At 41.8% G+C, this 21661-nt stretch carries 19 protein-coding genes; 11 read left to right on the plus strand and 8 right to left on the minus strand.

The annotated features are described in order from the left end of the window. The coding region (locus MMU05_RS18930) for a transposase (RefSeq protein ID WP_472843691.1) at nt 1-401 on the minus strand (401 nt) is incomplete at its 3' end. A gap of 211 nt (nt 402-612) precedes the next feature. On the opposite strand from MMU05_RS18930, the gene MMU05_RS18935 reads away from it, so the two are divergent. After that, nucleotides 613-945, plus strand: coding sequence for a hypothetical protein (locus MMU05_RS18935; protein ID WP_241143234.1), 333 nt, complete (start codon nt 613-615; stop codon nt 943-945). 113 nt (nt 946-1058) lie between these two features. Here the strand turns inward: MMU05_RS18935 and MMU05_RS18940 are convergent, their stop codons facing one another. From MMU05_RS18940 to MMU05_RS18950, 3 genes are all read right to left on the minus strand, one after another. Continuing rightward, nucleotides 1059-2630, minus strand: a complete 1572-nt coding sequence (locus tag MMU05_RS18940; protein ID WP_241143235.1) for an Rne/Rng family ribonuclease — start codon at nt 2628-2630, stop codon at nt 1059-1061. Nucleotides 2631-2814: 184 nt separating this feature from the next. Then, nucleotides 2815-3633 carry a tetratricopeptide repeat protein gene (locus tag MMU05_RS18945; RefSeq protein ID WP_241143236.1) on the minus strand — a complete coding sequence of 273 codons (819 nt, stop codon included), beginning with the start codon at nt 3631-3633 and terminating at the stop codon, nt 2815-2817. 20 nt (nt 3634-3653) lie between these two features. Next, nucleotides 3654-3962: an HU family DNA-binding protein gene (locus MMU05_RS18950; RefSeq protein ID WP_241143237.1), complete on the minus strand. Its 309-nt coding sequence runs from the start codon at nt 3960-3962 to the stop codon at nt 3654-3656. A gap of 220 nt (nt 3963-4182) precedes the next feature. On the opposite strand from MMU05_RS18950, the gene mutY reads away from it, so the two are divergent. From mutY to MMU05_RS18980, 6 genes are all read left to right on the plus strand, one after another. Beyond that, nucleotides 4183-5193 (plus strand): A/G-specific adenine glycosylase, encoded by a 1011-nt coding sequence (mutY, locus tag MMU05_RS18955; protein WP_418884483.1) that lies wholly within the window; start codon nt 4183-4185, stop codon nt 5191-5193. A 50-nt stretch (nt 5194-5243) separates the two neighbouring features. Next, nucleotides 5244-5690: a single-stranded DNA-binding protein gene (locus MMU05_RS18960; RefSeq protein WP_241143239.1), complete on the plus strand. Its 447-nt coding sequence runs from the start codon at nt 5244-5246 to the stop codon at nt 5688-5690. Between the two features lie 63 nt (nt 5691-5753). Further along, nucleotides 5754-7103 (plus strand): gliding motility-associated protein GldE, encoded by a 1350-nt coding sequence (gene gldE, locus MMU05_RS18965; RefSeq protein WP_241143240.1) that lies wholly within the window; start codon nt 5754-5756, stop codon nt 7101-7103. A 405-nt stretch (nt 7104-7508) separates the two neighbouring features. Then, nucleotides 7509-11999, plus strand: a complete 4491-nt coding sequence (gene gltB / locus MMU05_RS18970) for a glutamate synthase large subunit (RefSeq protein WP_241143241.1) — start codon at nt 7509-7511, stop codon at nt 11997-11999. A 1-nt stretch (nt 12000) separates the two neighbouring features. After that, nucleotides 12001-13473: a glutamate synthase subunit beta gene (locus MMU05_RS18975; RefSeq protein ID WP_241143242.1), complete on the plus strand. Its 1473-nt coding sequence runs from the start codon at nt 12001-12003 to the stop codon at nt 13471-13473. 265 nt (nt 13474-13738) lie between these two features. Beyond that, nucleotides 13739-14221, plus strand: coding sequence for a lipocalin-like domain-containing protein (locus MMU05_RS18980; protein ID WP_241143243.1), 483 nt, complete (start codon nt 13739-13741; stop codon nt 14219-14221). 75 nt (nt 14222-14296) lie between these two features. Here the strand turns inward: MMU05_RS18980 and MMU05_RS18985 are convergent, their stop codons facing one another. Further along, nucleotides 14297-14758, minus strand: a complete 462-nt coding sequence (locus MMU05_RS18985) for a DUF4890 domain-containing protein (RefSeq protein WP_241143244.1) — start codon at nt 14756-14758, stop codon at nt 14297-14299. Nucleotides 14759-14928: 170 nt separating this feature from the next. Here MMU05_RS18985 and MMU05_RS18990 point away from each other — a divergent pair, with 170 nt between their 5' ends. Continuing rightward, nucleotides 14929-15369: a gamma-glutamylcyclotransferase family protein gene (locus MMU05_RS18990; protein WP_241143245.1), complete on the plus strand. Its 441-nt coding sequence runs from the start codon at nt 14929-14931 to the stop codon at nt 15367-15369. Nucleotides 15370-15416: 47 nt separating this feature from the next. Here MMU05_RS18990 and MMU05_RS18995 read toward each other — a convergent pair whose 3' ends face one another. Together MMU05_RS18995 and MMU05_RS19000 are read right to left on the minus strand one after the other, a co-directional pair. Beyond that, nucleotides 15417-16316, minus strand: coding sequence for a hypothetical protein (locus MMU05_RS18995; RefSeq protein WP_241143246.1), 900 nt, complete (start codon nt 16314-16316; stop codon nt 15417-15419). Between the two features lie 196 nt (nt 16317-16512). Next, entirely contained in the window at nt 16513-17856 is a 1344-nt protein-coding gene (locus MMU05_RS19000) for an NAD(P)/FAD-dependent oxidoreductase (protein ID WP_241143247.1), read from the minus strand. A 153-nt stretch (nt 17857-18009) separates the two neighbouring features. Here MMU05_RS19000 and MMU05_RS19005 point away from each other — a divergent pair, with 153 nt between their 5' ends. Both MMU05_RS19005 and yjjX read left to right on the plus strand, forming a co-directional pair. Beyond that, on the plus strand, nt 18010-18717 hold the full coding sequence (locus MMU05_RS19005) for a YebC/PmpR family DNA-binding transcriptional regulator (protein WP_241143248.1): 708 nt from the start codon (nt 18010-18012) through the stop codon (nt 18715-18717). Nucleotides 18718-18771: 54 nt separating this feature from the next. Then, nucleotides 18772-19353 carry an inosine/xanthosine triphosphatase gene (gene yjjX / locus MMU05_RS19010; RefSeq protein ID WP_241143249.1) on the plus strand — a complete coding sequence of 194 codons (582 nt, stop codon included), beginning with the start codon at nt 18772-18774 and terminating at the stop codon, nt 19351-19353. Between the two features lie 299 nt (nt 19354-19652). On the opposite strand, the gene MMU05_RS19015 is transcribed toward yjjX, so the two are convergent. Then, on the minus strand, nt 19653-20642 hold the full coding sequence (locus MMU05_RS19015) for an NTPase (RefSeq protein WP_241143250.1): 990 nt from the start codon (nt 20640-20642) through the stop codon (nt 19653-19655). 73 nt (nt 20643-20715) lie between these two features. On the opposite strand from MMU05_RS19015, the gene MMU05_RS19020 reads away from it, so the two are divergent. Beyond that, the gene (locus MMU05_RS19020; protein WP_241143251.1) at nt 20716-21624 is read left to right on the plus strand and encodes a M28 family peptidase; all 909 of its coding nucleotides are present in this window, start codon (nt 20716-20718) and stop codon (nt 21622-21624) included. Nucleotides 21625-21661: the final 37 nt, after the last annotated feature.

The raw sequence follows: 21661 nt of genomic DNA on the forward strand, positions 1-21661 counted from the left end.
TCATACTCTACCATTCCTTTGAGGAGATACAAACCGTCTCTTTTCCCCATTACAGTTCTAATCTTATGCATAAGGTTAAATGCTGTTTCATATCTCTTCAAACCTAACTGACGCTGAAATTCAAGACAGGAAAAGCCCTTCTTGGTCGCAGACATCAAAAGAAACGCTGTAAACCAAGTATGTAGAGACAGGTTGCTTGATTCCATAACTGTACCGGCTTTGAGTGATGTCCTTCTCCTGCATTTACTACATTCAAAGAATTTCTTTCCCGAAAACCAGTAATGTTTTGATATTATCTGACAGGTCTTACAATAGATACCGGTCCTTTCCCTGTGGAGTTTCAGATGATATTCACAGCTCTCTTCATTTGGAAAATGTGTGACAAACTCGAAGATGTTCATGGCTTTATGTATTTTTATCCAAGAAACATCATCGAATCCACTCAAAAAAACCTTTGACACCAGTTGACAAACTATATTTGGATACGTGTAGGATTCCGAAGAGTCAGAAAATTGATAAATTTTCAAATTCCTTCCTTGACTTCATATGAAAAGGTTGATCCCAATTTTTGCTATCCTATTGCTCGCTTCTTGTACAGGGCAAAAAAAATTAATGAACAAGTGGGTAGGTTCATCCAAAGAAAAACTGATTTCGGATTGGGGAATTCCATCCAAAATCGTGGAAGTTGAACCGGGAGGCGAAATTCTGGTCTTTGCTGAAGAAGTGAAATTCCTTCATGGGGGAATGGCTTCTGGTCCAGGACTACCTGGACAACCCGGTACTTTAGGCGGATCATCCTTCCAACCAACTGATGAGGTTAAAAAGTGGCAATACACCATATTTTTGGTTGATCTGGAAGGAAAAATATATCACCTGACCCAACAATTTTATACAACCTCTCCGGACAAAATTAATTTTCAGGTTAGTAAAAAAAGTGATTCATAAAATTGAAACACCTGTCATTATCCTACCGACAATTCACTTTTTAAGTTTTTTCATCGCTACAAATGGAAAAATTCTATTCAATAAAAATATGAAATCCAAAAAAAAAGCGAGACCTATTCGGTCTCGCTTTTTACAGTTAGTTCTATTTCTTCTCCTGAGTCGTCCAGGAATTTGTACTCCGTCACCGGGAGTGAAGAGTCTTTAGTCAGCTTTACCCACTTAAAGTATTTGAAAAACCACCTTACTCTCTGAGAGATGACTCCATGCGTGAAGTACGCATACAGGTAAGGGTGTAATCCGATCTGGATGTTGGAAACATTCTGGATAGTAGCAATATGCTCGAGGTCTTTTTCCAATTGATCGGCCACCAAGATGGAGGCCTGAATCTTGCCGGTACCGTTACATGACGGACAGGTTTCTTTGGTGACAATGTTGACTTCGGGTCTCACGCGCTGCCTTGTAATCTGCATCAGACCAAATTTGGTCAATGGCAAAACGGTGTTTTTTGACCTGTCATCTTTCATCTCTTCCCTCATGGCATCATAAATGGCCTTTTTATTGTCGGCCTTTTTCATGTCGATGAAGTCGATGACGATGATTCCCCCCATATCCCGGAGGCGAAGCTGTCGTGCAATTTCTTTTGCTGCGACCAGGTTGGTTTTCAATGCTGTTGTTTCCTGATCGCTTTCTTGGTTGGACTTGTTTCCACTGTTGACGTCGATGACGTGAAGGGCTTCGGTATGTTCGATAATGACATAACCGCCCTGTGGAAGACTTATCGTCTGACCAAACAAGCTTTTGATTTGCTTTTCTATTCCAAAACTTTCAAAGAGCTTTGCTTTACCGTTGTAAAGCTTCACAATTTTTTCCTTTTCAGGGGCAATAGATCTGATGTAAGACCTGATTTGATCATAGGTCAATTCATCCTCTACGGTGATTGCATCGAATGATTCGTTGAGCAGGTCTCTGATGATAGAGGAAGCCATGCTCATTTCTCCAATTACTTTGTCGCGTCCTTTGGCCTTAGCCAGTTTTTTCATGCCTTCTTCCCAGGTCGACAGTAGGTTTCTGAGGTCTTTGTCAAGTTCTAAAACTGACTGACTTTCAGCTACCGTTCTGATGATGACACCAAAATTGGCCGGCTTGATGGAGGTAATTAAGCGTACCAGCCTTTTTCTTTCTTCAGCGCTGCGTATCTTTTTGGACACGTTGACTGTATCTGAAAACGGGACTAATACCAAGTAGCGACCTGCGATGGAGAGCTCGCACGATAATCTCGGGCCTTTGGTAGAGATGGGCTCTTTGACCACCTGCACCAAAACCTGATTTCCTTTAGTCAGCACATTGGAAATTTTTCCAAGTTTTTCTATATCAGGTTCTTTCTCAAATCCTTTAAGATTCAAGTTGGGATAATTATTGTTGCGTACGAGTTTTGTAAACTTGTTTAGGCTTGTGATTTGGGGACCCAAATCCTGATAATGCAGGAAAGCATCCTTTTCATAACCGACATCGATGAAGGCGGCGTTGAGACCATTGACAATTTTACGGACCGTACCCAAATAAATATCTCCGACTTTGAACTGATTTTCTCCACCTTCTGAGTGGATTTCTACCAGGTTTTTGTCTTTGAGAAGGGCAATCCGACTACCGTTCTGAGCAGAATCGATTAATAATTCTGTGCTCAATCGTGTCTGTTTTTATATGATGTAAATGAACGTTTAGTGTAAAAACTCAAAAAGAAGAAGTGTATTACTTCTTCTTATGTCTGTTTTTTCTAAGTCTTTTCTTACGCTTGTGCGTAGCGATTTTATGTCTCTTTCTTTTTTTACCGCAAGGCATAGTTTTAAGGATTTAAAGTTGAACAATTATTTATAGCCTATCAAGGTAACCCTCTACACTTGCCAAAACCATAGGGTCTTTACTCATGTTTTGAACCAACTCGAATTGCTGTTTTGCTTTGTTGTTTTGCTTGGATTCGAAGTAGCTTACGCCAAGATAAAACTGGCCCTGTACATTGTCAGGATGGTGTTTTACCAATTCTTCAAATCTTTCAGCAGCTCTTTTGTATTGACCTGACTGCATTGATAAGACACCCATATTGAAAAGACCATCTTCATTGGTTGGATCTTCTTCCAATACCTCCCTCAGCATGGTGATTCCCTGCATCGGGTTGGCGGAAGAGACGTATGTCATCGCCATTTTGGTTTTCAGGTCAAGGCGTTTTGGATCTTTCTCCAAAACTTTGGTGAGGTAAGTACGGGTTTTTTCTGCAAGAAGAGAAACTTTTTCTTGATCTAGGGCAAAAGTGTAGGCTTCATAATAAGCAGCCCCTGCTTTTTCCCAGCTTTCTGGAGTTTCAAGTTTTGCAGCAGCCCGATCAAAGGTGTATGCAGCGCTGTCAAATTTGCCCGCTTTGATGTAAAGGGAGGCAATTTCTTCTGACAGAGAGCCGATCTTCTCCTTATCATCCTGTTTTTCTAGCTCAGATAACAATCCGTCGAGAACATTTCTATCCGCGGCATCCATCGGCGCGTCATGCATTTCCTCGGTTGTAGCTGGCGCAGAAGTCTGTTCTTCGGTGATTTGGGTGTTACCCTCCTCATTGTCAACCACCACACGCGGAAGAAAATACAGTACCGTAATCGTGGCTACCCCAAGGATTAGAACTAGAATTTGGGATTTTTTCATAAGGAAAAAAGCACTCAGGATTAATCCTGAGGTGCTAGTTCTTTGATTTTCTTACTGTTTTTGATTTTTTCAATGAACACTTTTGAAGGTTTGAAAGATGGCACAAAGTGCTCTTCGATCACGATCGCTGTGTTTTTAGAGATGTTACGAGCTATTTTCTTAGCTCTCTTTTTATTCACAAAGCTGCCAAAGCCTCTTACATAAATATTATCTCCCTCCGCCATGGAATCTTTTACCACTTTGAAGAATGCCTCAATTGTCTGAGTTACATCGTCTTTCTGGATGCCGGTTTTTTCCGAAATCTTGGTGATTACTTCTGCTTTAGTCACTGTTTAATGAATTTAATTTATTATCGAATAAGCTTAACGACCTATTAACCAACTATTTTTGGGACTGCAAATTTAAAGGAAGCAATCCAATATAAAAACAAAATGCCCAAAATTAGATTGAAATGTTTAACATTGCCATAACACCTTAACTGCATAGATTTTGATTTCCGACCCGTTTGTCCATACTTTATTAGAGTGGTACCCCCATAATAAGCGTGATTTGCCATGGAGAAACACCAATAACCCATATATCATTTGGTTGTCTGAAATTATTCTTCAGCAGACAAGAGTGGCCCAAGGCCTTCCTTATTTTGAAAAATTTTTAGAAAACTTCCCAAATGTGGAAGATTTGGCCAATGCGCCTGAGGAAACGGTCATGCGGCTTTGGCAGGGTTTGGGCTATTATAGCCGCGCTCGTAACCTCCACCGCTGTGCCAAAGACATCAGAGATATCCATAGCGGCGTCTTTCCGGCTAATTACCAATCCCTGCTTCAATTAAAAGGTGTGGGCAGTTATACCGCAGCAGCCATTGCTTCTTTTGCCTTTGATGAACCGGTGGCTGTTGTGGATGGCAATGTTTTCAGGGTGTTGGCCAGGTACTTTGGCATCGCCACTGACATTGCAGGAAATTCAGGAAAAAAAGAATTCGAAGCCTTGGCGAATACGCTTATTCCAAAAGACCGACCGGCAGAATTCAATCAGGCCATCATGGAATTCGGCGCCTTGCAGTGTGTTCCAAAAAATCCGGATTGCAGTCACTGTCCCTTGAAGTCCGGCTGTTTTTCTTTCAAAAACGACTTGGTAGATTCACTTCCTGTCAAAATAAAAAAGCTAAAAATCAAAGAAAGGTATTTCAGATATGCCTTTATAATATGTGACCATGAAGTGGTGGTCCGCAGGAGAGGAGAAGGAGATATTTGGCAAGGACTCTATGATTTTCCTATGGAAGAATTATTAGGACAAAATGGAAGTCAGGACCAACCTGGATTTTTGGAAGAAATCGGAGATTTTATGACAATCTCTGTCCCTGAACCTAAAAAGTGGTACAAGCATATCCTTACCCATCAGAGAATTTTCGCCAACTTTGTATCGGTAACAGTTCTAAAACAAAACCGTACCGCGCTTCAAGCTTGGACTGAGAAAAACGGCTTTCAAGTGGTAAGCTTCGAAAAATTAGAACAATTGGGAAAACCACGATTGATTCTAAAATTTTTGGAGGATCAAAAATAATCATTAAATTAAAGACAAAGTTTTCGTTAACAATATAAACAAATAGCAATATGGCCGGAGTAAACAAAGTCATTTTAGTAGGCAACTTGGGAGCAGATCCTGAAGTGAAGCATTTGGAGGGAGACAAAGTGGTAGCAAACCTTAGGCTTGCGACCACTGAAGCCTATAAAGACAAGTCAGGAAACCGTGTTGAAAACACGGAATGGCATGATTTGGAGCTTTGGGACGGACAGGCCCGGATCGCGGAACAGTACTTGAAAAAAGGAATGCAACTTTTTGTAGAAGGCAAAATCAAATCTGACACATGGCAGGATGACCAAGGCCAAAACAGGAAACGAACCAAAATCAGGGTTTTGAGTTTTACCATGCTCGGAGGCAAGCCTGATGGTGGAGGAAGCGCACCTGCTGCTGCACCAAATTACAGTACCAACATGACGTCAAACCAGCCTTCAACCGTCAGTGAACCGCCGATGGAAGACGATGATTTGCCCTTCTAAATCAAAAAGTTGAAAAATTCCTTAGGATTTGATTAATTTTACATCGATCATATTTTGGAATTAATGGATGACCCGTACCCGAGTCTTATTTTGCTGGCTGAAATCGTAGAGGTTTCAGCCGGTTATATATTGTTTAATTCTGTAATTTTTGTTTTGCTTTTGATTAGCTCAGGGCTGGTTTCGGGCTCAGAGGTGGCGTTTTTTTCTTTGAATTCCGATGATATTGCTTCATTTGACGAAAAAGTGGATTCTAGAGCGACCAAAGTTATTTTGCTGGTAGAGTCTCCCAAAAAATTACTTAGCACCATTCTGATCCTCAATAACCTTATCAATATCGGCATAGTCACCCTGACAACTTTCATTGCATGGAAGTTTTTTGGATCCGATGCCACAGGGATCATAGTGATTTTGGTACAGACTATCGGTGTCACTTTTGCTATTGTGTTCTTTGGTGAGATCGTTCCCAAGGTCTATGCTACCAAAGCCAAAATTGAGCTATCGCTTATGATGGCGCCTGTCCTTTATTTTTTCTCGGTTTTCTTAAAACCATTATCGGCTTTTTTGACGGCTATCAGTAATGTGGTAGAAAGAAGGATTGTAAAAAAGGGATATTCTCTGTCGGTAGACGAACTCAATCAGGCACTTGAAATTACAACTGAAGACACTTCTGAGGAAGAAAAAGACATTCTGAAAGGAATTGTAAACTTTGGGACGCTTTCAGTGAAGCAAGTCATGCAGTCCCGAATGGATATCACAGCCATTGAAATCGACACGGATTTCCATGAATTGATGGATAAAATCAATAAGAGTGGCTACTCAAGAATTCCTGTATTTAAAGAAACTATCGACAATGTGGAAGGGATTTTATACATCAAAGACCTCCTTCCCCACATCGATCAGGATGAGAATTTTGAATGGCATGCCTTGATCCGAAAAGGTTTTTTTGTTCCTGAAAACAAAAAGGTGGATACCTTGCTCAAGGATTTTCAGAAAAAAAGGGTTCATATGGCCATTGTCGTCGATGAGTATGGTGGAACCTCCGGATTGGTCACACTTGAAGACCTGATCGAAGAAATCATCGGTGAAATCAACGATGAATTTGATGATATTGAAGATTATTATTTCAAGGAAATAGATCCTTCCACGTTTATTTTTGAGGGGAAAATTTCCCTGAATGATTTCTGCAAAAAGCTGGACCTTGACCAACAACTGTTTGATGAAGTCAAAGGTGAAAGCGAATCCCTTGGCGGACTATTATTGGAAATTAACTCCAGCTTCCCCAAAAACGGAACCAAAATTGTATTCGAACAATTTGAATTTACCATCTTGGCAGTTGACACCAAAAGAATCAAAAAGGTGAAAGTCCGGATCCTCGGCAATGAGAAGGAAAATGGAGGGAATAATGTGGATTAATCGATTTTTTTGAAAGAATATTATTCTGTACATTTTTTATTTATATACTTATTATTCTTCCTTTTTAAGTCTTGATGATTTTCCAGAGATTCTCTTCTAAATAATACGATATAAAAATTTTTAAAAAAAATTCAGATTTTTTTGATAAACCATCATTCCAAATTTTCCCGAGTAATTTTGTATTTCTTAACAAAAAGAACACTTGTTTTCCGCTAAATTTTGTTAATTAGGTAAAATATGATTTGAATTTTTACCAAATAAAAATTTTTATTAAATGTAATCATTACTACATTTAAGTACAAACTATGTATTTATAAGCCTGTTTCGTTGCTTGTATCTTAAAAAATATAATTTTTTTTGTAATTTTCGCAACAATATCTTTAAAACCTATTAAACCTGATTATAATGAATAACGGACTTTATCATGAGGAATTTGAACATGATTCCTGCGGTATTGGAGCTGTAGTGAATGTCAAAGGCGTCAAAAGCCATGAGACAATCAGCGATGCGCTCTTTATGCTTAGCAACATGGAACATAGAGGCGGCCGGGGTAGTGATCCAAAGACCGGCGATGGCGCAGGTATCTTGATACAGATCCCCCATTCCTTTCTCAGAGAGGTAACAGCTAGAGCAGGTTTTCAATTGCCGGAACAGGGAAGCTATGGCGTGGGAATGACTTTTTTTCCTAAAAACAGGCAGCTCTACAAAAAATCAAAAGAACAGCTTAACCAAATCATTGATGAATTGGGCTTCAATCTTATCGGATACAGAAATGTACCTGTAGATGAAACTGTTCCCGGATCCGGTGCTTTGGATGTGATGCCCAATATTGAGATGGTCTTTGTCACCCACAAAAACGGACTAAGTGGCCTAGAGCTGGAGCGTAAGCTGTATGTTTTGAGAAATTATTCCTCCAAAACCATCAACCTGGCGATTCCCGGAGTCAATTCGGCCTTTTACTTTGCAAGTTTTTCTGCATTTACATTGATTTATAAAGGTCAGCTGAGAACCGATCAGGTCCTTCCTTTTTACAAAGACCTTCAAAATAAAAATATCACGTCCGGTTTGGCCATCGTCCATTCCAGGTTTTCGACCAATACTTTCCCAAACTGGCGATTGGCACAGCCATTCCGATACCTTTCTCATAACGGTGAAATCAATACCATCCGCGGTAACCTCAATAAAATGAAGTCCAAGGAGACATTGATGCGTTCGGTTTTCTTCACCGATGACGAGCTTTCAAAGCTGATGCCGATCACCAACAAGAAAAATTCGGATAGCGCCAATCTCGATGCGATGGTGGAGTTGCTGACATTAAGTGGCCGAACCCTTCCCCATGTGATGATGATGATGGTTCCAGAAGCTTGGCAGGACAATCAAATGATGGACAAAGACCGCAAGGCATTCTATAAATTTCATGCTTCTTTAATGGAACCTTGGGACGGTCCTGCAGCGCTATTGTTTACAGATGGTAAATCCCTCGGGGCGACCTTGGACAGAAATGGTCTGCGGCCTCTCCGGTATTTCATTACCACGGATGACAGGTTGATTCTATCTTCTGAGGCAGGTGCTCTGCCCATCCGGGAAGCAACCATCAAAGAAAAAGGACGAATCAGCCCCGGAAGAATGCTTTGGGCAGATCTGGAAAAAGGTAAAATTTCCTTCGATGATGAAATCAAATCCTCCGTCTGCGACAATAAACCATACGAAACTTGGGTAAGAGAGGAACGTCTCAAGCTCAGGATGATGCCAGATCCGGAAAAATTAGAGCATCCTTACACTACAGAAGAAATCAAAAAACGCCAAACTATATTCGGGTATACTTCTGAGGAATTGAAAGTAATCCTTTCCCCAATGGGTGAAGCGGGATATGAAGCTGTCGGTTCAATGGGAGCAGATACTCCATTGGCTGTTCTTTCAAAACAAAGCCAACATATATCCAATTACTTCAAGCAACTGTTTGCCCAGGTCAGTAACCCGCCGATTGATCCGATCAGAGAAAGATTGGTCATGTCATTGTTTACAAGAATCGGGGAAAGCCACAATATCCTGGCCGAAAGTCCACGTCACACAAGGCAAATCCACATTTCCCAACCTGTCTTACTCAACGAAGACCTGGAAAAGATCAAACATCTAGAAGATCAGGGATACAGGACGGTGACATTATATGCTCATTTTGAAACTGACCATCAGCCGGGCAGGCTATTGGAGGCTTTGAACCATCTGTGCAAAGAAGCAGAAGGTGCTATCTATGCCGGTAAAAATATCATCATTATTTCTGATCGCAACAGTACTGATTCTAAAGCTCCGATCCCAACATTGTTAGCTATCGGCGCAGTACACCATCATTTGGTTAAAAAGAAGCTCAGAACCCGTGCAGGTTTGGTAGTGGAAGCCGGAGACATCCGGGAAACACATCATTTTGCGACAGTGATCGGATATGGCGCATCGGCCATCAATCCTTATCTGGCATTGGAATCCCTCATTCACCTGAATGAAAAAGGGGCGTTTGCAAAAGACATTCCCCAAAATCAGCTTTTCTATAATTTCCAGAAGGCGGTAGGCAGCGGGCTGTTGAAAGTCCTTTCCAAAATGGGAATCAGTACTTTACAGTCATATCAGGGTTCCCAGATCTTTGAAGCCATCGGTCTTGGACCTGAAGTTATTGACAGGTGCTTTAAAGGGACTGTCAGCAGGATTTCGGGGATTTCATTTGATGAATTGGCCGAAGAGGTGCTTATCCGTCACCATGCTGCCTATGAAACCGAAAGCCCGATTTTGGAAACCGGGGGAGTGTATCAGTGGAAAAGACGTGGTGAAAAACACATGTTCAATCCTGAAACGATCCACCTGTTACAGAAATCCACCAAGCTCAATGATTATGGGATGTACAAGAAGTTTGCCCAGAAAATCAACGACCAAACAAAAGATGCTTTGACGCTTAGGGGATTGTTCGAATTCAAGAAAAGAATCTCTATACCGATAGATGAGGTAGAACCTGTTGAATCCATCCTGAAGCGTTTTGCCACGGGTGCAATGTCATTTGGGTCTATTTCACATGAAGCCCATTCTACTTTGGCTATTGCCATGAATAGGATCGGTGCCAAAAGCAACAGCGGAGAAGGGGGAGAAGATGAAATCCGATTCGAGAAAAAAGAAAACGGTGATTGGGAAAGGTCTGCCATCAAGCAGGTCGCATCCGGAAGATTTGGAGTCACAAGTAATTACCTGACTAATGCCGCCGAGCTTCAGATCAAAATGGCCCAAGGTGCAAAACCGGGAGAAGGCGGTCAGCTGCCCGGACATAAAGTTGATGAATGGATCGGAAGGGTAAGGCACTCGACTCCTGGAGTGGGGTTGATTTCCCCACCTCCGCACCACGATATTTATTCCATCGAGGATTTGGCTCAGCTGATCTTTGACTTAAAAAATGCAAACAGAAAAGCGCGGATCAATGTCAAGCTGGTATCACAGGCAGGTGTCGGAACGGTAGCTGCAGGCGTCGCCAAAGCTATGTCAGATGTGATTCTGATTTCAGGCGCAGATGGAGGCACAGGAGCATCGCCTTTGAGTTCGATCAGACACGCCGGATTGCCTTGGGAACTTGGATTGTCTGAGGCGCATCAGACATTAGTCAAAAATAACTTACGTAGCCGTGTGGTATTACAGACCGACGGACAACTGAGAACAGGAAGGGATATTGCTATAGCCACTTTGCTTGGTGCTGAGGAATGGGGAATCTCAACAGGAGCATTGGTAGTGGAAGGCTGCATCATGATGCGTAAATGCCATCTGAACACCTGCCCTGTGGGTGTTGCAACCCAGGATCCTGAACTGAGAAAACTCTTTACCGGAGATCCTGACCATGTGGTCAATTACTTTATGTTTTTGGCGCAGGACCTCAGAGAAATCATGGCTTCACTCGGATTCAGCACCATATCCGAAATGGTCGGACAAAGTGACGTGCTGAAAGCCACAGGGCATATGAATCATTGGAAATGGGACAAAATAGATTTGAGTCCGATCTTCCACAAAGTGGAAGTTCCTGACCATGTCGGTATCCACAAGCAGATTGATCAGGAATTTGATCTGAAAAATGTCTTAGACAGACAATTGATCCAAGCTGCTATTCCAGCTTTGGAACAAGCAAGCCCTGTAATCGGTACATTCAAAATCAACAATACAGACAGGACTGTCGGTGCGATGCTGTCTAACGAGATATCCAAAATTTATGGAAGTCCGGGTTTGCCTGAAGATACGATTCATTTCAATTTCTCAGGATCAGCAGGACAGACATTCGGAGGTTTTCTGACAAAAGGAGTGACTTTTGAGCTCGAAGGAGAATCCAATGATTACTTCGGAAAAGGGCTTTCTGGAGGAAAACTGATTGTGTATCCTAGCCGTAATGCCAACTTCCTTGCCCACGAAAACATCATTATTGGCAACGTGGCATTTTACGGTGCTACCTCTGGAGAAGCTTATATCAATGGAAAAGGAGGAGAAAGATTCTGTGTGAGAAATTCCGGAGTGGCTGCTGTCATAGAAGGTATCGGCGACCATGGCTGTGAATACATGACCGGAGGACTTGTGATCAACCTCGGTGAGATCGGCAGGAACTTTGGCGCAGGTATGAGTGGGGGTATCGCCTACATCCTAAAGGATTATATCCACCTGATCAATCAGGAAATGGTGGATCTCGATCCATTGAACGAGGATGATTATGTAACCATCAAAGAACAACTCAACAAACACGTTTCATTTACCAATAGCCAATTGGCAATCGAATATCTCGACAATTGGGATGAATACAGGGAACGTTTCCTAAAAGTGATTCCAAGGGATTACAAAGAAGTTTTGAGAAAGAAAGCATTGGAAAAATCAACAACATTGGTGTAAGATGGGAGCTAAAGAGGGATTTATTTTATTTAAAAGAGAGCTTCCGGAATCCAGAAACCCGGAAGAAAGGATACACGATTATAAGGAAATCTATAAGCCGTTTGACGGAGAAAAACTCAACCATCAGGCCGCAAGGTGCATGGATTGTGGTGTTCCGTTTTGTCATCAGGGATGCCCGTTGGGAAATATCATACCTGATTTCAATGACGCGGTATACAGGAATGAATGGGAAGAAGCCTTCCAGATTTTGAGAAGTACAAACAACTTTCCGGAATTTACAGGAAGAATATGTCCTGCACCCTGTGAGGGTTCTTGTGTACTTGGTATCAACAAAGATCCGGTGGCCATTGAACTCATCGAAAAAAACATTGCGGAAAAAGCTTATGAGCTTGGCTTTGTCAAGCCAAAGATGCCAACAGTTAAAACAGGTTTTAAAGTAGCTGTGATCGGTTCGGGCCCTGCAGGATTGGCAGCCGCCGACCAACTCAATCAGGCCGGACATGAAGTCACTCTTTTTGAAAAAGACAAAAAAGTCGGTGGATTGCTACGGTATGGGATTCCTGATTTCAAACTCGAGAAATGGGTCATTGACCGCAGGGTAGAAATAATGGAAAAAGAAGGGGTGATTTTCAGTACAGGTACTGAAGTCGGTTTCAATATCAAAGCCGAAAATATCCTGCGGAATTTTGACGCAGTTGTACTTTCCACAGGGGCACAGCAGCCAAGGGAACTTAAAATAAAAGGATCCAACCTAAAGGGAGTCCATTTTGCGATGGAATTTCTCGGGAAACAAAATCAGGTCATCGCAGGAGAAATTCCCTCAAATCCGATTTCGGCGGAAGGAAAACATGTCCTTGTCATCGGTGGCGGTGACACCGGAAGTGACTGTATCGGCACCTCCAACAGGCATGGTGCTGCGAGCATCACCCAATTGGAATTGCTGCCCAAACCTCCCAAGCAAAGAACAGTACTGAATCCTTGGCCGGAATGGCCGATGACTTTGAAGACCTCAAGTTCTCACGAAGAAGGTGCGGATCGGGTATTCTCTGTATTGACAAAGGAATTTGTCGGAAATGACAAAGGGGAAGTCACAGGGTTGGTATTGGTAGATCTGGAATGGAAAGAACAAAACGGCAGAATGCAGTTTGTAGAAGTTCCGGGAACAACGAGGACAGTCCCTTGCGACCTAGCCTTCATCGCTATCGGGTATGGAGGTCCGGCACAGAATGGCTTGCTTGAGGCATTTGGAGTACAGACCATGGACAATACACTTCCAATATCAAAAGAATACCAAAGCACAAATAAGAAAGTATTCCTTGCCGGTGATATGCGAAGAGGTCAATCTCTGGTCGTATGGGCCATATCCGAAGGAAGGGAAGCGGCAGTCAAAGTCGATGGATTCCTTCAGGGCAACTCTGTATTACCAAGAAAAGATGAAGGATATTATGAAGTGGAGCAACAAATCCATAATTGAATCCAATGAAGCAATAAGCCTAGAATAAGAGTAAGCGTGATAATAAGTTTAGTTTGTGATTGTTATGATTTTTTAGCAATCTAATCAGAAAGAGCAGGTCGGTGGCCTGCTCTTTTTGGTTTGTTACATTTGAAAATTTTGATAAAAACCCAATGAATCCATCTTGCAAAACATTCTGTATGAACATTTTCAAAAAAATGAACATCAATCAGGACATCCTTTTAATTGATTACGTCCTTACCAAAAACCATAACTTGTAGAACCTATGAAATTATCATCTTCACTTGCTATAGCTACTATCCTCTGCATTACGCTTTCCTGTAGTATTGATGACAACGATTTCAATCAGGAAAATCTTCATGGAACATGGGAACTGAGTTCCTATTGGGAGGAATCAGAACTCTTCTTAGTTCAGGCATATGAATTCAATGAAGACGGCACATTTGAACTTAGGGTGACCGCACGACAACAGGATTCCAACATTGATTTTGGATATAATTCTCTCACTAGCGGAACGTATTCATTGGCAGGGAATACCCTATCTCTTCAAGAAAAAGAGTTTTTAACAATTCCTGAAGGAAGTACGGTTTGGTATACTGGAATGGATAAACTTGTCGGAGGAGACTGGAACAGGGAAACAGAAATAACAATATCTCTAAAAGAAAGAAAGTCTCAATTGGTGTTGGATTTTGGCCCATGCCCACCCAACGCACTGTGCACAGGTCCAATCACCTTCTTCCGGAGATAGAAATTAAGAAGTTCATAAAAAAAAAGCAGGCCAATAGCCTGCTTTTTCGTTACAAATAAACCCAATCAATCTGTTTTAAATATTGCTTCCGGAACTGCCTTTTCCTCCTGATGAACCTCTGCCTCCTCGGTGACCTCTTCCGCTTCCACTACGTTCCTGGATTTCCTTTCGGTTTTCTTTTTTGACTTCCTCCCATTTGGTTTTTTGATCAGGAGTCAGAACCGCCTCAATCTGTTCGTTTTGAACTTGGTTCTGGGCCTGCATTTCTGTTCTTTTGGCCTTTCTATCTTCTTCCAAGGCTGCTCTTTGGGCCTCTCTTTTTTGGGCATTCTCTAAGTTGATCTTGTAGATCTTTTGTTTTTGATCCTCAGAAAGACCCAATTCTTCGGTCATCCTGGTCGTCATTTTATCCGCTCTTTGTTCGGCGGTCAGTGATTCTTTCTGTTGACCTCCTTTTGAACCTCCTTGGCCTCTTTGCGCAAATGCACCTGCAAATGTCATGGTAAATAATGCGGCAATCATCAATAGCTTTTTCATGTCTTTATTTTGTTTTTAGAAATTTTTTGAAAGGATAGCTTTAGAAATTTTGATTTCCCGGACAAATCATTGGAATCTATAAGCTGTGAATTTGAAGATTAGACTTAGGCCGTGACAGATGGTTTAATCCCAATTTTGGAAATTACTGTTAACAAATCTTAAATTGGGAAATGGACAGTTTCTATTATTTCGGATATGCGAGCAACTTGGATACAACTACCTTAGAAGGAAGGCTCCAAACAAAACCTCTAAAAATCGGTATCGGTATATTGCCTCATTATGGATTTCGGTTCAACCATCCCAATCAGGATGGTTCTGCAAGGGCCAACATTGTACCAAGTGAAAATGAATCGGTGTATGGGCTTGTCTTCGAAATTAAAAAAGAAGACATGGTTTATTTCCTGACTTCTGAGCCGGGATATGATTTGGTGGAAAAAGAAATATTTACAAAAAAGGGAAGGCTCAATGCTTTGGTTTTTATCTCCACCGAAACGAGGGAAGGCCTTTTTCCAAAAGAAGAATATTGGAAAGTGATTTTGAAAGGGGGCAAAGAATCAGGAATTCCTGAAACCTATCTTGCACAGGTCATCAACAGGGTGGGGAAAATATGATTTTCCGGAAATGTCAGTTCCCGGAAAATCTTTCTGATACCATTTACTTATTTTTTACATCCGGTGGCCTCACTTGCATAATACCGCTCTTCGCCTACAAATAGCGCTTCCTCTTTCAAAGTCAGCGGGATGGCCAATGGGCTCAATCCTTTTTTGTTGAAAGTCAAATTCAAGGTTGCCTCCGGACCATCTCCCATTACGGTCCAAGTGCCGGACATCCTGTTTTTGTATTCAGGATTGACGTTTCTCATTATTCCCCTCTTTTTGACATTGGCAGAAAAAGTCCCGTTCTCACAGAGATTGATTTGTGTTTGACGGGCGCCTCCCGCTACTTGGTCATAGGTGATCATCAGCTTGTTGGAAAGGAATTCTTTCCAATCAAAATTCTCATAGGGAGATTCAAATGATGGGACAGCAAATGTTCCTTTCTCTAAAAATTCAAGAGCAGCACCTGAAACAGCTTCATAGGATTCCTCTGTCCCTACCGCCAAGATCGTGATACAGGTTCCCTGATTGCCACATTTGGTTGCAGCAAAAGCCCTGGATTTTCTTTGTACATAATCCCCATCCGCCACGACTTCGGATTGAAGAAGTTGTCCTGAAATTTTCGGGTCTATTGCTTTCAATTTCAATGATTCTGTGACATCGACGCCCTGCTTCCAAAGTTCCGAAAGTTGCTGAAGGTCTGTCGTAGCCCTTCCAAAGACATAAATCTCGCCGAAGGAGCCATTTGAGGAAGTCAATAAAAAAACCTCACTTTCTCGGGGCAAAGTTCCTATCCAACCAACCGGAACCTGAGAAGAAAAACCAAAGCTCGGTGCATACAGCGTATCCAGGGAATTATACATCCTTCCGGGCTGAATTCTCATTTTGGCAGATTGTCCCCATGCAGGATTGAAAACAAAAGCCGCAATCAGGATTATAATAAGGGAAATGGCATTTCTCATAAAGTTTGGCATATTGATTACTGAATATAATTATTTATATGTACGCTATGATATCAGTGAATTGGAAATCCAAAATAATTCAAGGCAAGACTCAGAAATGTTCGTTACATCGGTCTTCCGACTTCGGTCTTCTTACCCAATTGTTGTAGAAAGTTGAGTTATTCGCAGAGAAGCGTACATAAACAGTAACTATTTATCAATCCTCATAATCTTTCTCCTCCAGCATCCACTGCCTTTTGAAATCCTTGACATATCTCGGCCGGATCAAAAGCCGTAGGCTTGGGTCAAATGAAAGATACTTCCATGACCAGGTCAGGAAAACCATGAGTTTGTTTTTCACTCCCAAAATGGCCATCAAATGGACGAAAAGCCAAACAAGCCAGGCGAAGGAGCCATGAAAACTTACGAAGGGAAGGTCTACCACAGCCATTTTCTTTCCTATGGTCGCCATAGATCCAAGGTCTTTGTACCTAAAAGGTTTCCAGGGCTTTTGCTTCAAATCATTCTTCAGGTTTTTGGAAAGGTTAGCCGCTTGTTGGATAGCTACCTGAGCCACTTGCGGATGGCCGTTAGGAAAAGCCTCATCCTTTTGGACACATTGGTCACCCACCACATAGATGGACTCCTCCCGGACTAGTTTATTGAATTCATCAACCAATAATCTCCCATTTGGCGCCTTTTGGTCATCTTCCACACCAATGAGTGAATTGGCCTTGATCCCGGCAGCCCAAAGCAAGGTCAGGGTTTTGATAGATTCCTGCCCTTTCAATTTGACAATAAATCCATCGTAATCTTCCACCATCGTGTTGAGCAAAACTTCGACTCCCAATTCCTTGACATACTCCAAGGCTTTTTCACGGGATTTTGGTAACAGCCCGTTCAACAGCGAACCGCTTGCCTCGATCAATATCACCCGCATATTTTGAAAGCTGAGCTGAGGATAATCTTTGGGAAGAACTTTGTTTCTCAATTCGGCAATAGATCCTGCAAGTTCCACACCGGTGGCTCCCCCACCTACAATCACTACATTCATGATGGGTTTGCGTTCCTCCACATCAGCGATATTGACAGCTCGCTCATAATTGGAAATGATCTTATTCCGGATATACAACGCCTCAGAAGTTGATTTCATCGGTGCACAGAATTTTTGGATGTTTTGGTTCCCGAAATAATTGGTAGTGGCTCCTTGAGACAAAATCAGGATATCATAGGCAATTGTACCCAGGTTGGTTTGGATAATTTTATTTGTTTTATCAATTTCTTTGACGACGGCCATTCTAAAAATCACGTTGTCTATTTTGTGAAATATCCTCCTCAACGGAAAAGAAACGGCACTTGGTGAAAGGGCCGCTGTGGCCACCTGGTAGAGCAAAGGCTGGAATTGGTGGTAATTGTTTTTGTCCATCAAAACCACCTGATAATCTGTGTGAGCAAGATTCTGGGCAATTTTCAACCCGGCAAATCCCGCACCGACAATGACGATTCTCTTGTATTTTGGAATTGGGATATTGGGAATGGGGAGGTTTTCTGAAGTGGTCATGGTAAAAGTAATTTGCTCAATAATAGCAGTAAATCTATTAAATTTTGCATTATCATTACCGTTCCAAGAAGAATTGTTGGGATTGGTTTTCTTTGTTTTTAGGCACTTTAAAAAGATTTATTATTTTTACCCACCTTTTAAAAAAGATCAAAAATGGGAAGAGCATTTGAATTCAGGAAAGAAAGAAAATTTAAGCGTTGGAGTCAGATGTCCAAGGTCTTTACAAGACTAGGAAAAGAGATTGTCATGGCTGTCAAAGCAGGTGGTCCAGACCCAAGCAACAACACCAAGCTCCGTACTGTAATCCAAAACGCGAAAGGTGCTTCCATGCCTAAGCACACGATCGAAGCTGCGATAAAAAGGGCGTCAAACAAGGACGAAAAAAATTACGAGGAGATAGTCTATGAAGGATATGGCCCCTATGGCGTAGCTGTCATCATCGAAACCTCCACAGACAATATCAACCGGACAGTGGCCAATATCCGAAGCTATTTCACAAAATCAGGAGGCGCCTTGGGTACCTCAGGTTCCGTAAGCTTTATGTTTACCAAAAAAGCTGTATTCCGTTTTGCCCAAAAAGACATGGACATAGAAGAATTGGAATTGGAACTGATAGACCATGGCCTCGAAGAAATCGCCGAGAATGAAGGAGAAATATTTGCATACACAGAATTTGAAGATTTTGGAAAAATGCAAAAAGCACTTGAAGACAAGCATATTGAAGTCATCAATGCTGATTTCCAATGGTTTCCTTCCACTACAGTCGACCTTACCGAAGAACAGGAAGAAGAAATCAACAAAATGATAGAGAGACTTGAGGAAGACGATGACGTCAACCAAGTATTCACCAACGTTGCATAATATTGCCCAAAATCCAGCATTTCACATTCATATCATCTTTACATCTGATCATCCATGACCGGAACAACGAGTTTTCCAAAAAGAAAGAATATCCAAGAACAACAAAGGCAAAATCTAGTAATTGTTGGCAGTAGAAATCCAGTAAAAATCAGTTGTACAGATGGCGGTTTTCATCAGGTATTTGAGGGCACTTACCTGGTAGAAGGCCTGAACGTAAGTTCTGACGTCGAAGCCCAGCCTGTCGGAAATGAACAGACTTTCAAAGGCGCTATAAACAGGGCTAAAAATTCAAAGGCTATATTTCCTGAGGCGGATTATTGGGTAGGCATAGAAGGTGGTGTGGAAAAATTTCAGGGAGAATTGGCGGCATTTGCTTGGGTGGTGGTTATAGACAAGAATGGTAAGATCGGCAAAGCCAAGACTTCCCAGTTTTTCTTACCCAAAGGCATCGCGGATTTGGTTGATGGTGGCATGGAACTCGGGGCAGCGGACGATAAATTTTTCAAGCTCGAAAATTCCAAAGAACAAATCGGAGCTGTGGGGATTCTTACCAAAGGAGCCCTCGACAGAAAAAATTATTACCAACAAGCAGTCGTGTTGGCATTGATCCCATTTCTGAAAGAAGAGTTGTATTAAAATTTCTTATATGAGTGATAGATTTTTTCAATTGGCTTTGCCTCAGTTATATACATAGCTTTGAGGGTTGAAATCTGTCTGACTTTCTAGAAAATAATCCTTCACCGTGTTTTAGGATTTTAGACCGATCCAAACTTTTGGGTTTTCCCTTGGTTATAGATGAAGTTAGAATTTAATCTGAAAAAATAGGTCCGGTGTTCTCCAAAGGAAATCATTTCAGGATATAAATAGATAAATAGCAGAGCGTGTTTGGTCACCAAAACAGTTAACTCTGATTTTTAAAGAGCCCGCTTTTGGGCTCATTTTATTTTCAGGTTATTCAAAAAATTCTCCAGAGATTTTCTCCAATCGGGATCAGCATCCCATACAAGTCCGATATACAATTCATTACGAACCAAAAACCTGATGTAATATTTCACTACGATCCGATCGCCGTCTGTGAGACTGTCTGTAGCCAAACCCATATTCTCCATCAGATCCGCTTCTCTAGCCTCCACTCGCATCAAAACAAACTGAACCCGTTCACTGATCAGTGCCGCATCGGTCTTGGGAGTGGTGAGGAATTCGACCTGATGTGGATACGACTGAGAAAAAATGGCTTGCAGCCCGTTCTTTTCGGCATTCTGTTCTGCCAAGACACTTTCCTCAGATTTACCCAAAAGGTCATACCTGAAAGTATTCAGGTAGCCACTTTCCCCGGCGGAGCCAGATAGCGGTATTCCAAGTTTGAAAATATCCAGGTTGAGCGGATTTCTATTCAGGTACCTTTGTGCGGCAGAGGCGGTGGCATTGGCTCCTGAGGGGAATTCCGGGACTTCCAAGACCATGAGGTTTTTGGATTTGATGCTTTGACCAATGACTGTCATTGTTTCATTCAACTGCTGAATACTTCCTGCTTCCATGCTCCACATCCCGTTGGTGGGAACCATGCTTTTGTTATTGGAAAAAGGGCCAATATTTAATGTCACACTCCCATTGGCCTTTCTTGTCAAGATCACAATGGAGGAAACCATTCTTTTGGAAAACATGGTGGCAAAACCTGCTTGGACTTCTTCGGATATCACGACCGATTCCAGTTCATAATAAGCAATGGGATCTCCTCCTGTCGAAACCAAAGCAGGATGGAACTCATGGGCCAAAGCTTCCCAGGATAGTAGCGGTCGGGCCTGGGGAGAATTCGAAATAAGGATTACCGATTTCCCATCCAAAAAAGTCTGAGGAAGGGCATTCTGAGCCATAGCAGGTTGGATCAAAGCCAAAACCGTCAGCAAGGCCAAAAGATATTTCATAGGTGTTAAGATTCGAGCGATTATATCTTACTATTTTTACGAATATACATAACGGACCAATTTAAATAGATATATGAAAAATTTATTGAAATTTTTAATCCTATTTTTTCTTGTTGCCCCGACAGCACTGATTGCACAAAATATCGACCAAAATAAGTTGGTCAAAGACATCGAGTACCTTTCATCTGATGAGTTGGGTGGAAGGAAACCGCTTTCGGAGGGAAGTTTAAAAGCAAGAAAATACATTCAGGACAGGTTTAAGGCATTGGGGCTCAAATCCCAATACCCGGATTATACCCAATATTTTGATTTCAATTACAGCAGAGAGGGCAAGTTGTATGAAAAAGCTGCCAATATAGTCGGCTTTATCGGCGGAAAAGAAACTGACAAGCTGATCGTGGTCATGGCACATTATGACCATATCGGAATGGACGGAGAAAAGATTTTTAATGGCGCAGATGACAATGCCTCAGGAACAGGTGGTGTTTTGGCCATGGCGGAGTACTTTTCCAAAAACCGACCCACCCACTCTATGTTATTTGTCGCTTTGGATGCTGAAGAAATGGGTCATCAGGGAGCAAAAGCTTTGGTAGATGATTTCCCTTTTCCTATTGAACAGACTGTCCTGAATATCAACATGGACATGATCAGTAGAAACATTGACGGTGAAATATATGCTGTCGGTACATATCATTATCCCCAACTGAAGCCCACTATAGAAAAAGTCGCGGAAGGCCGGTTTCCAAAATTATTGTTTGGGCATGATGTACCCGGCGAAAAAGCCGATTGGACAAACGCTTCTGACCATTCCCAATTTCACAGGAAGGGAATCCCTTTCATTTATTTTGGTGTCGAAGACCATGAGGATTACCATAAGGAGACCGATACATTTGAGAGGATTCAACCCGAATTTTATATTGGTGCAGTAGAACTGATTTTGGATATTGTAATTGCCTTTGATCGGGAACTGAATAATGATTAGGATGAAATGGATATCTTTAATTGAAAATCAATAAATA

The sequence above is a fragment of the Cognataquiflexum rubidum genome, assembly GCF_022538115.1.
Lineage (GTDB): Bacteria > Bacteroidota > Bacteroidia > Cytophagales > Cyclobacteriaceae > Cognataquiflexum > Cognataquiflexum rubidum.